The 15,025-nt window shown below is 64.5% G+C and carries 14 protein-coding genes; 10 read left to right on the top strand and 4 right to left on the bottom strand.

Translation table 11 applies throughout. The annotated features are described in order from the left end of the window. Position 1: 1 nt before the first annotated feature. Genes adeC through DFO50_RS04355 form a run of 3 tightly spaced genes read right to left on the bottom strand, consistent with a single transcriptional unit; the run spans position 2 to position 5,789 of the window. Positions 2-1,444, bottom strand: coding sequence for an AdeC/AdeK/OprM family multidrug efflux complex outer membrane factor (adeC, locus tag DFO50_RS04365; protein ID WP_028497782.1), 1,443 nt, complete (start codon positions 1,442-1,444; stop codon positions 2-4). A gap of 1 nt (position 1,445) precedes the next feature. Next, positions 1,446-4,595, bottom strand: a complete 3,150-nt coding sequence (locus DFO50_RS04360; protein ID WP_028497783.1) for an efflux RND transporter permease subunit — start codon at positions 4,593-4,595, stop codon at positions 1,446-1,448. A 12-nt stretch (positions 4,596-4,607) separates the two neighbouring features. Further along, entirely contained in the window at positions 4,608-5,789 is a 1,182-nt protein-coding gene (locus DFO50_RS04355; protein WP_028497784.1) for an efflux RND transporter periplasmic adaptor subunit, read from the bottom strand. A gap of 403 nt (positions 5,790-6,192) precedes the next feature. Between DFO50_RS04355 and DFO50_RS04350 the strand changes: the two genes are divergently transcribed. The 6 genes from DFO50_RS04350 (at position 6,193) to leuD (ending at position 10,323) form a co-directional block, all read left to right on the top strand. Further along, the gene (locus tag DFO50_RS04350; protein ID WP_084299738.1) at positions 6,193-6,804 is read left to right on the top strand and encodes a TetR/AcrR family transcriptional regulator; all 612 of its coding nucleotides are present in this window, start codon (positions 6,193-6,195) and stop codon (positions 6,802-6,804) included. A gap of 5 nt (positions 6,805-6,809) precedes the next feature. After that, entirely contained in the window at positions 6,810-7,718 is a 909-nt protein-coding gene (locus DFO50_RS04345; protein ID WP_199489742.1) for a LysR family transcriptional regulator, read from the top strand. Positions 7,719-7,832: 114 nt separating this feature from the next. Next, entirely contained in the window at positions 7,833-9,251 is a 1,419-nt protein-coding gene (leuC, locus tag DFO50_RS04340; protein ID WP_107889455.1) for a 3-isopropylmalate dehydratase large subunit, read from the top strand. An 82-nt stretch (positions 9,252-9,333) separates the two neighbouring features. Then, the gene (locus tag DFO50_RS04335; protein ID WP_084299739.1) at positions 9,334-9,477 is read left to right on the top strand and encodes an entericidin A/B family lipoprotein; all 144 of its coding nucleotides are present in this window, start codon (positions 9,334-9,336) and stop codon (positions 9,475-9,477) included. A gap of 85 nt (positions 9,478-9,562) precedes the next feature. Then, positions 9,563-9,685: an entericidin A/B family lipoprotein gene (locus DFO50_RS04330; RefSeq protein WP_107889456.1), complete on the top strand. Its 123-nt coding sequence runs from the start codon at positions 9,563-9,565 to the stop codon at positions 9,683-9,685. Next, the gene (leuD, locus tag DFO50_RS04325; RefSeq protein ID WP_028497788.1) at positions 9,682-10,323 is read left to right on the top strand and encodes a 3-isopropylmalate dehydratase small subunit; all 642 of its coding nucleotides are present in this window, start codon (positions 9,682-9,684) and stop codon (positions 10,321-10,323) included. The genes DFO50_RS04330 and leuD overlap by 4 nt, the downstream gene beginning before the upstream one ends. A gap of 52 nt (positions 10,324-10,375) precedes the next feature. Here leuD and DFO50_RS04320 read toward each other — a convergent pair whose 3' ends face one another. After that, positions 10,376-10,828 carry a peroxiredoxin gene (locus DFO50_RS04320; RefSeq protein ID WP_112692118.1) on the bottom strand — a complete coding sequence of 151 codons (453 nt, stop codon included), beginning with the start codon at positions 10,826-10,828 and terminating at the stop codon, positions 10,376-10,378. A gap of 120 nt (positions 10,829-10,948) precedes the next feature. Here DFO50_RS04320 and earP point away from each other — a divergent pair, with 120 nt between their 5' ends. The 4 genes from earP (at position 10,949) to DFO50_RS04300 (ending at position 14,933) form a co-directional block, all read left to right on the top strand. Beyond that, the gene (earP, locus tag DFO50_RS04315) at positions 10,949-12,082 is read left to right on the top strand and encodes an elongation factor P maturation arginine rhamnosyltransferase EarP (protein ID WP_112692117.1); all 1,134 of its coding nucleotides are present in this window, start codon (positions 10,949-10,951) and stop codon (positions 12,080-12,082) included. 67 nt (positions 12,083-12,149) lie between these two features. Next, positions 12,150-12,710, top strand: a complete 561-nt coding sequence (efp, locus tag DFO50_RS04310; protein ID WP_028497791.1) for an elongation factor P — start codon at positions 12,150-12,152, stop codon at positions 12,708-12,710. Positions 12,711-13,049: 339 nt separating this feature from the next. Continuing rightward, positions 13,050-13,403 (top strand): DNA-binding transcriptional regulator, encoded by a 354-nt coding sequence (locus DFO50_RS04305; RefSeq protein ID WP_308417826.1) that lies wholly within the window; start codon positions 13,050-13,052, stop codon positions 13,401-13,403. 222 nt (positions 13,404-13,625) lie between these two features. Continuing rightward, complete coding sequence (locus DFO50_RS04300; RefSeq protein WP_107889459.1) at positions 13,626-14,933, top strand: hemolysin family protein; 1,308 nt, start codon at positions 13,626-13,628, stop codon at positions 14,931-14,933. The last annotated feature ends 92 nt before the right edge of the window (positions 14,934-15,025 follow it).

Raw genomic sequence — 15,025 nt, 5'->3', positions numbered from 1 at the left:
TTCAGGGTTTGGCGGCCACTTTCGTGGTTTCACCGAGCCCGCCGCCAAGCACCTTGTACAGCGTGACCTGGTTGGCCAGCTGCGCGAGGCGCACGGTGATCAGGCCCTGACGGGCGCTGTACAGCGAGCGCTGCGAGTCCAGCACGTTCAGATAGCTGTCGACCCCCTTGTCGTAGCGGGCGCCCGACAGGCGGTAGGCATCGGCCGTGGCCGTGACCAGCGACGACTGGGCGTCGAGCTGATCATTGACCGTGCCGCGCTGGGCCAGCGCATCGGCGACCTCGCGGAACGCGCTCTGGATCGCTTTCTCGTACTGGGCGACGGCGATCTTCTCTTCGGTCTTTGCCACGTCCAGATTGGCCAGGTTGCGGCCCCCGGAGAAGATCGGCAGATTGATCTGCGGGGCAAACGACCAGGCGCCCGATCCGGCCTTGAACAGGCCGGACAGGGTGTTGCTGGCCGTACCGCCGGATGCCGTCAGCGTGATGCTCGGGAAGAACGCCGCGCGGGCCGCGCCGATATTGGCATTGGCCGCTTTCAGCTGGTACTCGGCCTGCAGCACGTCCGGACGCCGGACCAGTACCGTCGAGGGCAGGCCGGCCGGAATGTCGGTGACCGCGGCGACGCGTTCGACCGATTCGACCGGCAGCAGGTCCTGCGGAACCGGCATGCCGACCAGCAGTGCCAGCGCGTTCTCGTCCTGGGCGACCTGGGCGGTGAAGCCGGCGATATCGACCCGGGCCGAATCGACACTGGTCTGCGCCTGACGCAGGTCCAGCGCCGAGGCCGAGCCGAGCTCGAAGCGACGCTGGATCAGCGTGTACGACGACTGCTGGCTTTTCAGCGTGTCAGCGGCGACCCGCAGTCGTTCACGGTCAGCCGACAGGGTCAGCCACGCATTGGCGACTTCCGCCACCAGGCTGATCTGTGCGCTGTTGCGCGCCGCTTCGGTGGCGAAGTACTGCTCGAGCGCCTGGTTCTTCAGGCTGGTCAGCCGGCCGAACAGGTCCAGCTCATAGGCGCTGAAGCCCAGTCCGGCGGAATACTGACGCGTGGTCAGCGCCTGGCCGGTGGTGCTCAGGCTGCCCGGCGTGCGCTGGCCGGTGCCGGCGCCCTGGGCGTTGATCGACGGGAACAGGTCCGCGCGCTGGATCTGGTACTGCGCACGCGCCTTCTCGATGTTCAGTGCGGCGACGCGCAGGTCGCGGTTGTTGTCCAGCGCCAGCGCGATCAGGCGCTTGAGCCGCTCATCGACGAAGAAATCGCGCCAGCCGATATCGGCCGCCGGGGTGGCGTCGGCCGGCGACGCCTCCTTCGGGTAGGCCGGGCCTTGCGGCCAGGCCGCATCCACCGGCTCGGCCGGCCGGTGGTAGGTCGGCGCCATGCTGATGCAACCGCTGAGCAGCAGCGCGGCGGCCAGTGCGGAGAGGGGGGCGTACTTCATGTCATTGACCCTCTTGGGATGGGGTAGCTTCGGTTGCCGTCGCGGCCGTGCGCTTGCGGTCGGCCAGATGGCGGACCAGCACGAAGAACAGCGGAACCAGGAAGATCACCAGTACGGTGGCGGAAATCATGCCGCCGACCACGCCGGTACCGATCGCGTTCTGCGCGCCGGAACCGGCACCGTTGTTGATTGCCAGCGGCAGCACGCCAAGCGTGAAGGCCAGCGAGGTCATCAGGATCGGGCGCAAGCGCATCCGCACCGCTTCCAGCGTGGCGTCGATCAGGCCCATTCCGCCTTCGTACAGCTCCTTGGCGAATTCGACAATCAGAATGGCGTTTTTCGCCGCCAGACCGATCGTGGTCAGCAGGCCGACCTTGAAGTACACGTCGTTGGACAGCCCGGTCACGCTGGTGGCAACCACCGCACCGACCACGCCAAGCGGCACGGACAGCATCACCGCGAACGGAATCGACCAGCTTTCGTACAGTGCGGCCAGGCACAGGAACACCACCAGCAGCGAGATCGCGTACAGCGCCGGTGCCTGCGAGCCGGTCATGCGTTCCTGGAACGACAGACCGGTCCACTCGTAGCCGATGCCCGGGGGCAGCTTGGCGATCATGTCCTCGACTTCCTGCATCGCCTCGCCCGAGCTCTTGCCCGGCGCCGGTTCGCCGAGGATTTCCAGCGACGGCACGCCGTTATAGCGTTCCAGACGCGGGGAACCGTATTCCCAGCTTGCGGTGGCGAAGGACGAGAACGGCACCATGTCGCCCTGGGTATTGCGCACGAACCACTTGTTCAGGTCTTCCGGCACCATGCGGTACGGTGCATCGGCCTGCAGATAGACCTTCTTCACCCGGCCGCGGTCGATAAAGTCGTTGACGTAGGCGCCGCCCCAGGCCGACGACAGGGTGTCGTTGATCGCGGCGATGCTCAGCCCCTGTGCGGTGGCCTTCTGCTGGTCAATGTTGATGCGCAGCTGCGGCGTATCTTCCTGACCGTTCGGACGCACCCCTGCCAGCGCCGGGCTCTTCGCCGCCATGCCGAGCAACTGGTTGCGCGCTTCCATCAGCTTGTCGTGACCGAGGCCGCCGCGATCCTGCAGTTGCAGGTCGAAGCCGGTCGCATTGCCCAGCTCGACCACGGCCGGCGGGGCGAAGGCGAACACCATCGCGTCCTTGATCTGCGAGAACGCACCCATCGCGCGCCCGGCCAGAGCCTTCACGCTCTGGGTCTTGCCGTCACGCTGGTCCCAGTCCTTCAGGCTGACGAAGGCGATCGCGTTGTTCTGGCCATTGCCGCTGAAGCTGAAGCCGGCGACGGCGAACACTGACGAGACCGCGTCCTTTTCCTTGACCATGAAGTGCTGTTCGACCTGCTTGATGACCTCCAGGGTACGTTCCTGGGTGGCACCGGCCGGCAGCTGGATCTGGCTGAACAGGATGCCCTGGTCCTCGTCTGGCAGGAACGAGGTCGGCAGGCGCATGAACATCAGCGCCATCACGGCGATGATCACACCGTAGATCAGCATGAAACGCTTGCTGCGGCCGAGAATGCCGCGCACGCCGGACTGATAGCGCTGGGTGCCGGTGTCGAACACTCGGTTGAACCAGCCGAAGAAGCCGGTATCGACGATGTGGTGGCCCTTCTGGACCGGTTTCAGCAGCGTCGCGCACAGGGCCGGGGTCAGGATCATGGCCACCAGCACCGACAGCACCATGGCCGAAACGATGGTGATCGAGAACTGGCGATAGATCACGCCGGTCGAGCCGCCGAAGAACGCCATCGGCACGAACACGGCCGACAGCACCAGGGCGATGCCGACCAGGGCGCCGGTGATCTGTCCCATCGACTTGCGGGTTGCCTCGCGTGGCGACAGGCCATCCTCGCTCATCACCCGCTCGACGTTTTCCACCACCACGATCGCATCGTCGACCAGCAGACCGATGGCGAGCACCATGGCGAACATGGTCAGCATGTTGATCGAGAATCCGGCCGCCGCCAGCACGCCGAAGGTGCCCAGCAGCACCACCGGCACGGCGATGGTCGGAATCAGCGTCGCGCGCCAGTTCTGCAGGAACAGGTACATGACCAGGAACACCAGCACGATGGCTTCGCCCAGCGTCTTGATCACCTCATGGATCGACACTTTCACGAACGGCGTGGTGTCGTACGGGATCACGACCTTGGTGCCGGCCGGGAAGTACGGCTGCAGTTCGGCCAGCTTGGCTTCGAGGGCCGATGCCGTGTCCAGCGCATTGGCACCGGTCGCGAGCTGGATGCCCACGCCGGCCGCCGGCTTGCCGTTGAAGCGCGCGACGGTATCGTAGCTTTCGCTGCCGATCTCGACCCGGGCGACATCCTTCAGCAATACCTTGGAGCCGTCAGGCTGCACCCGCAGCAGGATCTGCTCGAACTGCTCGGCCGTCTGCAGCCGGGTCTGCGCAGTAATGGTGGCGTTGATCTGCTGGCCCGGAATCGACGGCGTGCCGCCGAGCTGGCCGGCGGAGATCTGCGCGTTCTGCGCGGTGATCGCCGTGGCGATGTCGCTCGGTGTCAGCCTGAACTTGTCGAGCCGGTTCGGGTCCAGCCAGACGCGCATCGCATACTGCGAACCGAACACCTGCACGGTACCGACCCCGTTGACCCGGCTGATCGGATCACGGAGGTTGGCGACCACATAGTCGGTCAGGTCACTGCCGCTCATGCTGCCGTCTTCGGACACGAAGCCGAGCACCATCAGGAAGCTCGACGAGCTCTTGGACACGGAAATGCCCTGACGCTGGACTTCCTGCGGTAGCAGCGGCGTCGCCAGCGACAGCTTGTTCTGCACCTGGACCTGGGCGATATCGGGATCGGTGCCGGCATCGAATGTCAGGGTGATGCTGGCCGAGCCGCTCGAATCGCTGGTCGAGGACATATAGGTCAGGTGGTCAATCCCCTTCATCTGCTGTTCGATCACCTGGGTGACCGTATCCTGCAGCGTCTGGGCCGAGGCACCCGGGTAGTTGGCGCTGATCGTGACCGACGGCGGCGCAATGCTCGGGTACTGTGAAACCGGCAACTTCAGAATCGACAGGGCGCCCGCCAGCATGATGACGAGGGCGATGACCCAGGCGAAAATCGGCCGGTCAATGAAAAACTTGGCCATGAATGAATCCTCTTACGGCTTGGCGGCCGCGGCTTGCGGGGCGGGTTTGGCCGGCTTGGCCGGGACAGGCTTGACCACCGCGCCCGGGTGCACTTTCTGCAGCCCTTCGACGATGACCCGGTCACCCTGCTTCAGGCCGCTGTTTACCAGCCACTTGTCGCCGATGGTGCGCGACACGTTCAGCACGCGCTCGGCGACCTTGTTGTCCTGACCGACCACCAGTGCGGTGGCTTCGCCCTTGTGATTGCGGGTCACACCCTGTTGCGGAACCAGGATCGCCTGGTCATTGACCCCTTCTTCCAGCACGGCGCGGACATACATGCCCGGCAGCAGATTGCGTTCCGGGTTCGGGAATACCGCGCGGATGGTGATGGCGCCGGTGCCCTGGTCGACAGTGATGTCGGAGAACTCCAGCCGGCCTTCATGCGCATAGTCGCTGCCGTCTTCCAGCCGCAGCTTGACCCGGGCGCCACCGTTGCCGGCGCGGGCCAGCTTGCCGCTTTCCAGTTCGCGACGCAGGCGCAGCACTTCGGTGCTCGACTGGGTCACGTCGACATAGATCGGGTCGATCTGCTGGACCGTGGTCAGCGCATCGGCCTGGTTCTGCGTCACCAGGGCGCCCGGCGTCACCGTCGACTTGCCGATGCGGCCGGAGATCGGCGAACTCACGCGGGTGTAGTCGAGGTTGATGCGCGCGCTTTCCACGGCAGCCCTGGCGCCGGCCACGTCGGCGGCGGCCTGCTTGAAGGCGGCGTCGGCGTCGTCGTATTCCTGCTTGCTGACGGCATTGATCGACACCAGCTCGCGGTAGCGTTCGGCCTTCAGCCGCGCGGTGGTCAGATTGGCATCGGCCTTGGCCAGCGTGGCGCGGGCACTGTCGTAGGCGGCGCGATAGGTGGCCGGATCAATCTGGTACAGCGGCTGGCCAGCCTTGACGTCGGCGCCTTCGCGGAACAGGCGCTTCTGGATGATGCCGCCGACTTGCGGGCGGACTTCGGCAATCTGGAACGATGAGGTGCGGCCCGGCAATTCGGTTGTCATGGCCAGTTGCTGCGACACGACCGAGACCACGGACACTTCCTGCGGCCCCGGGGGCGGCGGGGCGTCCTTCTTGCCGCAGCCGGTCAGCAGGATGCTGCCGGAGAGCAGGATGCCGGCGGCAGTCAACTGCGCGACAGTTCGATTGATCTGCATGTGGAACCTCTCTGGAATGAAAGCTGGCCAATGAGCGCAGGCGGGCATTGGCGATTGTTATTTTTGGCTGCTGTCTGATGCTTCGTACGATGGCGTCGCGGTGGCCGGCTGCATGCCAGGGCGGCGCTTGCTACAACAAGGGGAGGGCCTGTGGCCCCTGCCACGGATCTGCGCGGCAAAAGAGGAATGGCGGGCGCCCGCGCGGTGAGTCGCGCAGCGTAGGCCGTTCGAGTTAATGGCAACTGAATCGCACGACATAGCGATTCCACTAGTGGGTGGACGCGCAGTCTAGCACCGTTTCTGGCGCTAGAGTGAACGTTCATTCTAGTTTTTTACCTGTGGCGGCGCATTGCCACTACAATGCGGTCACGCGTCAAGCACAACATGTTCGGGAGACAAAGGAATGGCAGGTAAGGAAATGCACGCGGCGGGTTCGCCGTGCTGTGCGGACAGTCGGCGGGAACAGGTCATCAAGGCCGCAGCCGACTGTTTCAGGCAGCATGGCTTTCATGGCGCGGGCATGGCGGGCATCGCCAGAGAAGCGGGGATGAGCGTTGGCCACATCTACCATTACTTTGCCAACAAGGAGGCGATCATTGCCGCCATCGTCCAGCGTGACCTGGCCGACATGCTGGAAAAGATCGCCGCCTTCGAGGCCGCCGAGGACGTATTCCGCCATCTGCTCGACTGTGTCGACGAGGGCGTCGAAATGTCGATCGACCCGTACGAGGCCGGGCTGTGGCTGGAAATCCTCAGCGAGGCCTCGCGCAATCCGAAGGTCTCGGCCATGGTGTCGGAGGCCGATGCCATCGTTCGCGCCCGCTTCCGCAACATGCTGCGCAATGCGCTGCAGACCGGCTGGGTTCAGGATGAGCGGGAACTGAACGGGCGGGTGGAAATCATCAGCGCCATTTTCGACGGGCTGATCATCCGCTCGGTACGCAATGACGACTTCGACAAGGAAGCCATCATGCGCAGCCTGAAGATGGTCATGCAGTACCTGCTCAGCGCCTGACCGCCATGCCCACGCGCATCGGTTTTGACTGGCGGGACCTTGAGCTGTTTATCGCCGCCGCCGACAGCGGCAGCATCGCCCGCGCCGCCGAGCGCTGCCATATCGTGCCGAGTGCCGCCAGCAAGCGGCTGTCCGACCTTGAAGCCGCCTTCGGTACCGCACTGCTCGAGCGGCACAATCGTGGCGTGCGGCCGACTGCGGCCGGGCTGGCGCTGCTGGTGCGCTCGCGCGGCCTGCTGGAAGAAGCCGGCCGGGTCGAGCGCGAGATTGCCAGCTATGGCGCCGGGCTCAGCGGCCATGTGCGGCTGTTCGCCAATATTTCGTCCATCGTCGAATTCCTGCCACCGGTGCTGGCCAGCTTCGACCGGCAGTGGCCCGGCATCCGCGTCGATCTGGAAGAGCACGTGTCGGCCCGCATCGCCCAGGCGGTGACCGAAGGCGTGGCCGACCTTGGTGTCGTCAGCGAACTGCTGCGCCACGACGGGCTGGAACTGACACTGTGCCGCAGCGACGAACTGGTGCTGCTGGCGCCGCCCGGCCATCCGCTGACCCGGCAGACGCGGCTGCGCTTTGCCGCGGCACTCGACTATCCGATGGTCGGGCTGAAAGCCGGCAGTACGCTGCATGGCCGGCTGCTGCTGGCCGCCGGCGATATCGGCCGTGACCTGCCGCTGCGCATCCAGGTCGGCAGCTTCGATGCCGTCTGCGCGATGGTGTCGGCCGGGCTGGGGGTCGGCGTGGTGCCGCGCGCCGCCATCTCGCCGTATCTGGTGCCGCTCGGTCTGGCGGCGCTGACGCTGGACGAACCGTGGGCCACCCACCATCTGTACCTGTGCCGCAAGGCGGGGGCCTCACTGTCGCCGGCCGCCGAACGCCTGTTCGGCCACCTGGCCGCCAGCGGCGAAAGCGCCTGATCCAGCCATCGCCATCCGCGATGTCTGCGTCGTCCGATTTCAGTGCCGATGAGGACGGCGGGCGTGCATAATCGCTGCATATTCTCCCGCCATCTCCTTACCGGAAGGTTCACCATGGCCGCACTCACCCTTTACGACAAACTCTGGCAGAGCCATGTCGTGCGTACCGACGCCGACGGCACCGCCCTGCTGTATATCGACCGCCACCTGGTGCATGAAGTCACCAGCCCGCAGGCGTTCGAGGGGCTGAAGATTGCCGGTCGCAAGCCGTGGCGCATCACTTCCATCGTCGCCACCGCCGATCACAACACGCCGACCGACCACTGGGAGGAAGGCATCGCCGGGATCAAGGACCCGATCTCGCGGCTGCAGGTCGAGACGCTGGATGCCAATGTGCGTGCCACCGGTGCGCTGGCCTACTTCCCGTTCATGGACCGCAACCAGGGCATCGTCCACGTCGTCGGTCCGGAGCAGGGCGCGACGCTGCCGGGCATGACCGTGGTCTGTGGCGACTCACACACCTCGACCCATGGTGCCTTTGCCGCACTGGCCCATGGTATCGGCACGTCCGAAGTCGAGCACGTGATGGCGACCCAGTGCCTGACGGCGAAGAAATCGAAGAACATGCTGGTCCGCGTCGACGGCAAGCTGCAGCCCGGCGTGACCGCCAAGGACATCGCCCTGGCCATCATCGGTCATATCGGCACGGCCGGCGGTACCGGCTACGCGATCGAATTCGCCGGTGACGCGATTCGCGGACTGTCGATGGAAGGGCGGATGACGCTGTGCAATATGGCTATCGAGGCCGGTGCGCGCTCCGGCCTGGTCGCCGTCGACCAGACCACCATCGATTACGTGAAGGGACGCCCGTTTGCGCCGACCGACGCGCAATGGGAAGCCGCCGTCGCCAACTGGCGCACGCTGGTGTCCGACGACGGTGCGCAGTTCGACCACGTGGTCGGGCTGGATGCTGCCGCCATCGCGCCGCAAGTGACCTGGGGCACGTCGCCGGAAATGGTGACCGACGTCACCGGCCGGGTGCCGGACCCGGCGCGCGAGACCGACCCGGTCCGCCGCGACGGCATGATCCGCGCCCTCAGCTATATGGGACTGGAAGCGAATACGCCGATCACCGACATCGCCATCGACAAGGTATTCATCGGCAGCTGTACCAACTCGCGCATCGAGGACCTGCGTGAAGCGGCCGCGATCGTGGCCGGCAAGCACAAGGCCGATTCGGTCCGGCTGGCGATGGTGGTGCCGGGGTCCGGCAACGTCAAGGCGCAGGCCGAGGCCGAGGGGCTGGACCAGGTGTTCCGCGCTGCCGGCTTCGAGTGGCGCGAGCCGGGCTGCTCGATGTGCCTGGCGATGAACGCCGACCGGCTGGAGCCGGGCGAGCGCTGCGCATCGACCTCGAACCGCAATTTCGAAGGGCGGCAGGGGCAGGGCGGGCGTACCCATCTGGTCAGCCCGGCCATGGCCGCCGCCGCTGCCGTCGCCGGCCATTTCGTCGACCTGCGTACCGCGGGCTGACGCCGCACGGTCCGGCACGGCGGATTCACGCGCTATGCTTAGGGTGGCCATCGGATGATGGCAGCACCTCAAGGAGCGTGACATGAAGCTGTTGTTAGTGGCTGTAGCGGCGCTGGCCGCCATCGGGTTGTCCGCGTGCAACACCGTGTCCGGCATGGGCAAGGACGTCAAGGCTGCCGGGCAGGGCATGTCGAATTCTGCCGAGGACGTCAAAGAAAAAATGTAGCGACACCTGCCGCACATTGACTGAAGGGGGCGGCAGTCCGGGGCCTGCGGGTCGGTCCCGGACTGCTGATCGATAGATGAAAAACATGACAAAGCTGAGCGTACTTGTTGTTCTTCTGGCCGGCGTTCTGGCCGGCTGCAACACCGTGCAAGGGGTCGGCCGCGACATCAGTGCCGGCGGTCGCGCCATTGAGAGAGTAGCCAAATGAAAGCCTTTACCCGACTCGACGGACTCGCCTGTCCGCTCGACCGCGCCAACGTCGATACCGACGCCATCATTCCGAAGCAGTTCCTGAAATCGATCCAGCGCTCGGGCTTTGGCCCGAACCTGTTCGACGAATGGCGCTATCTCGACCATGGCGAACCGGGCATGGACAACAGCAAGCGGCCGCAGAATCCCGATTTCGTGCTGAACTTCCCGCGCTACCGTGGTGCGCAGGTGCTGCTGGCACGGCAGAATTTCGGCTGCGGCAGTTCGCGCGAGCACGCGCCGTGGGCGCTGGACGACTATGGCTTCCGTGCCGTTATCGCGCCGGGCTTTGCCGACATCTTCTTCAACAACAGCTTCAAGAACGGCCTGCTGCCGATCGTGCTGCCGGAAGCGGTCGTCGACCAGCTGTTCCGCGAGTGCGAGGCCAGCGAAGGCTACCGGCTGGTGGTCGATCTGGCCGCCCAGGTGGTGACCACGCCGTCCGGCGAGTCGTTCCCGTTCGACATCACCGAGCACCGCAAACACTGCCTGCTGAACGGACTGGATGAAATCGGCCTGACCCTGCAGCACGCGGACGAGATCCACGCATTCGAGGACGCGCGCAAGCAGTCGCAGCCGTGGCTGTTCGCGTCGTAAGTGCCTGATCTTTCCGGCGGGACCGGGGTCTGCCCCGATCCCGCCGGTGCACTTACAGCGCTTTTACCGCTTCCAGCACCTGCTCGGCGTGGCCGGGTACCTTGACCTTGCGCCACTCGGCGGCGATCGCGCCATCCCGGCCGATCAGGAAGGTGCTGCGCTCGATGCCGCGCACCTGCTTGCCGTACATATTCTTCATCTTGATCACGTCGAACAGCGTGCAGACGGTTTCGTCGCTGTCGGACAGCAGTGCGAACGGCAGCTCGAATCTGGCGCGGAAATTCTCGTGCGATTTCAGGCTGTCGCGCGAAATGCCGACCACCTCGGCGCCGGCAGCGCGGAAGGCCGGGTACAGGTCACGGAAGGCGGCGGCCTCGTTGCTGCAGCCGGGCGTGTTGTCCTTCGGATAAAAATACAGCACCAGCAGCTTTGGCGCGCTGGACAGCGTGAAGCTGGCGTCGCCAGTGGACGGCAGGGTGAAATCGGGGCAGGGCGTGGCGCTCATGAACTTCTCCGGCTGGGGTCTTCAGTCTGCATAGTGTAGCGAATGGCGCCGCCGCTTCCAGTCTTCGCGCCGCCCGCCGCTTGTGAGAGCATGCCACTTTTCCTCCGCAGGCCTCTCCCCATGCCCGTGCTTTCCTGGGATATCTTCTGCACCGTCATCGACAATTACGGCGATATCGGCGTGTGCTGGCGGCTGGCCCGGCAACTGGCCGCCGAACGGTGCGAGCCGGTGCGGCTGTGGGTCGACGACCTGCACAGCTTCGCCCGCATTGCGCCACAGATCGACCCGGCGCTGGCCGCGCAGACGCGGGATGGCGTCGACGTGCGCCACTGGTCTGCGCACTGGGACGAGGTCGTGCCGCACCGGGTGGTGGTCGAGGCTTTCGCCTGCGAGATTCCGCCCCGGTTTCGTCAGGCCATGGCGGCTGCGTCGCCACCGCCGGCGTGGATCAATCTCGAATACCTGTCGGCGGAGAGCTGGATCGACGATTGTCACGGCATGGCCTCGCCGCAGCCGCCGCTGCGCAAGCATTTCTTCTTTCCCGGTTTCACCCCGCGCAGTGGCGGACTGCTGGCCGAGCGTGCGCTGTCTGCGCAGCGCGATGCCTTCGTGGCTGATCCGGTCGCGCAGGCCGCGTTCCGGCACGAGGCCGGCCTGAGCATCGACGAGGGCGCATTGACCGTCTCGCTGTTCGCCTACGAGAACCCGGCGCTGCCGGCCTGGCTGGACGCGCTGGCCTCTGGCGAATGTGCCGTGCACGTGCTGGTGCCGGAAGGGCGCGTGCTCGATTCGGTCGCCGGCTGGGCCGGACGACCGCTGACCCGTGGCGAAACACTGCACCGCGGTGCGCTGGCCCTCAGCGTGCTGCCGTTTGTCGCCCAGCCGGATTACGACCCGCTGTTATGGTCTTGCGACATCAATTTCATTCGCGGCGAAGACTCGTTCGTGCGTGCACAGTGGGCGGCCCGGCCCCTGCTGTGGCATATCTACCCGCAGCAGGACGATGCCCATCTGGTCAAACTGGACGCGTGGCTGACCCGGTATTGCGAGGGCCTGAGCCCGGCGGCGGCGGCTTCGGTGCGGCAAATGCATCGGGTCTGGAACGGGGCCGGCGACGGGATCGGCGAGGCCTGGCAGGCCTATGTCGCCGCACTGCCGGAAATTCGCGCACATGCGCGCCGCTGGGCGGACCGGCTTGCCGCGCTGGGGGATCTGACGTCCAATCTGGCGCGTTTTTGCGAAAGTCTTTTATAATCACGCGTTTTCCGAAACGCGGGCACTTTGCCGCTCGCCAATCAGACAGTCAGTTACAGGATATTAGATGAAAACCGCTCAGGAACTTCGCTCCGGCAACGTGTTCATGTTCGACGGCCAGCCGATGGTCGTGCAAAAAACCGAGTACAACAAGTCGGGCCGCAATGCCGCCGTCGTCAAGATGAAGATGAAGAACCTGCTGACCGGCAGCGCAAGCGAAGCCGTGTACAAGGCAGACGAAAAGTTCGACGTCATCACCCTCGACAAGAAGGAGTGCACCTACTCGTACTTCGCCGACCCGATGTACGTGTTCATGGACACCGAGTACAACCAGTACGAGATCGAAGCCGACAACATGGGTGACGTGCTCCCGTACCTGCAGGACGGCATGGAAGACGTGTGCGAAGTGGTGTTCTACGATGGCCGCGCGATCTCGCTCGAACTGCCGACCACCGTCGTGCGCGAAGTCGAATACACCGAACCGGCCGTTCGCGGCGACACGTCGGGCAAGGTGCTGAAGCCGGCCCGTCTGCTGAACGGTACCATCGTTCAGGTGGCGGCATTCGTCGAAATCGGTGACCTCATCGAAATCGACACCCGCACTGGCGAATTCAAGAAGCGCGCCTGAGTTCACTCACCGCCCCCCCGGGGCCGCAGTTGAATCTCTGGCCGAAACGCCGCTTTTCTCACGGAAAGCGGCGTTTTCATTTCCGGCCGGTATATGACCGGGATTGCCCTGATTGTAGCCTTCTGCCGACTTGATTTATCTGACATGTCCATGGCATCAGAAATGACGCCACTTAATTTGAGAAAAATCCTATTGCTGGTGACCGTGCGGAATATTTAGCATGGCTAAGCCTAGTTGGTCAGCGGAGGGAACTCAAGGTCACTCCGGTCTGGTCACGCGGAATACTGGCACCCAGACAGGTGTTATTTGCTGGCGAATACGGTTTTTATCGGGGGTAATATGGATAATCAGCTCAGCCACGGCGCGGCCCAGTCGGTCATGGCGGTTGGCAGCCGCAAACCGTTTGTGCGCAAATTGTTCGATAACAGCGATGTCATTCGTATCCGGGAGGGAGTCGGATTAACCCAGAAACAGTTCTGGAGCCCATTGGGTATTTCACAAAGTGGCGGCAGTCGCTATGAGCGTGGTTACTATATTCCGAAACCGGTGCGGATATTGCTGAACCTGCTCTACGTCCGGCACGTCGATATTGAAGCGCTGAATGAAGATGATCTGAAGATTGTCCATTATCTGCGCGACCAGCATCCGGAGCTGTATGCGAGCCTGGCAAAAATGATCAAGCGCAAGGGCTGACCGTGCCCGTGCCGCCGGCTGCCATGCGCAGGCTCCGTGCCCGTTGCTGGCGCGGCGGGGCGATGCCCGGCAGATGAAAAAATCCGGCCGGGGGCGGTATGGGCCGGCTCCGGCTCATTGCGTCGCAGCATGCCATTTCCGCGACAGCGTGCGGCGATTCGTGCACAATTTGCCCTCTCCTGACAATCGGAAAGGTGTGGGACATCCGCTGGTGTCCCCGATATGGGTAGTAACTTATTACTCGTTTTTGCTGCGTTCCTGCTCGTTCTGCTGAACGGGTTTTTCGTTGCGGCCGAATTCGGCCTGGTCAAGCTCCGGCAGACCCACGTGCAGGCAATGGCCAAGACGCACGGGCGTCGCGGGCGTCTGCTGGTCAGGGTGCATCAGGACCTGGACGCCTACCTGTCAGCCTGCCAGCTCGGCATCACGCTGTCCTCGCTCGGTCTGGGCTGGATTGGTGAACCGGCTTTCTCGCGCCTGCTCGAACCGCTGCTGCAGGCCGCAGGCATTGACTCGCCGCAACTGGTGCACGGCATCTCGTTTGTCGTGGCCTTCTTTACCATTTCCTATCTGCACATCGTCGTTGGCGAACTTGCCCCGAAATCGCTGGCCATCCGCATGTCGGAGAAAGTCGGCCTGTGGACGGCTCCGCCGCTGTACGTGTTCTACTGGGCCATGTATCCGGCCATCTGGCTGCTGAATCACAGCGCCGGCAAGGTGCTGAGCCTGCTGAAACTGGATGGCGACACCGGGCATGACAGCCACTATTCCGCCGACGAGCTGAAGCTGATCCTGCGCTCGTCGCGTGCCGACGGCCAGTTCACCGGCGACGAATGGCGCGTGCTTGCGCAGTCGCTCGATTTTCGCAAACTCGAAGTGTCGGACCTGATGCGCCCGTTCAACGAGGCGGTGTGCCTGCGGGCCGAGGACGATTTCCAGACCAGCCTCGACCGTGCGGCCCAGCACCGTTTCAGCCGCTACCCGTATCTCGATGACAATGGTCACGTGCAGGGCATCATTCACCTGAAAGACGTGCTGTTCGCCATGCAGAAGCATGACGACGTCGATCTCGGCGAACTGCTGCGTCCGGCACTGCGGGTGTCGCCGCACCTGTCGGCCATGGAGCTGTTCCGCCGCCTGCAGCAGGGAGCGCCGCACTTCGCCATCGTCGAGGACAGTGACGACGGCCAGCCGCTCGGCTATCTGACGCTGGACAACCTGCTCGGCGCGATGGTCGGCGAGATCCGCGACGAGTTCCGCCAGGCGCGCAACGAATGGGCGCGGCTCGACGACGGCTCGCTGCTTGGCAAGGGCAGCCTGCCGATCTTTACCCTGGAACGCGCGCTGGGGGTCGATATCGAGCCGGACCAGGGCGAAGAGGTCGACACGGTCGGCGGGCTGATTTTCTCCCGGCTCGGCAATGTGCCGTCCGAAGGGGAACGGATCGAGTTCGAGCACTTTGACGCCGTGGTCAAGAAGATGCATGGCCCGCGCATCGTGCTGCTGCGGATTTACCCGCACGACGAATAAAGCGCAGGGCTGCGTAAACCCGGCGCTGCTGCTGTCGCCGCAGTCAAAGCCCCGTGCTGCCATGGCAGCACGGGGCTTTTTCATGCCGGTTT

Source organism: Microvirgula sp. AG722 (assembly GCF_003269145.1).
In the GTDB taxonomy this organism is placed as follows: Bacteria; Pseudomonadota; Gammaproteobacteria; order Burkholderiales; family Aquaspirillaceae; genus Microvirgula; species Microvirgula aerodenitrificans.
This window is presented reverse-complemented; position numbering and strand designations above follow the sequence as displayed.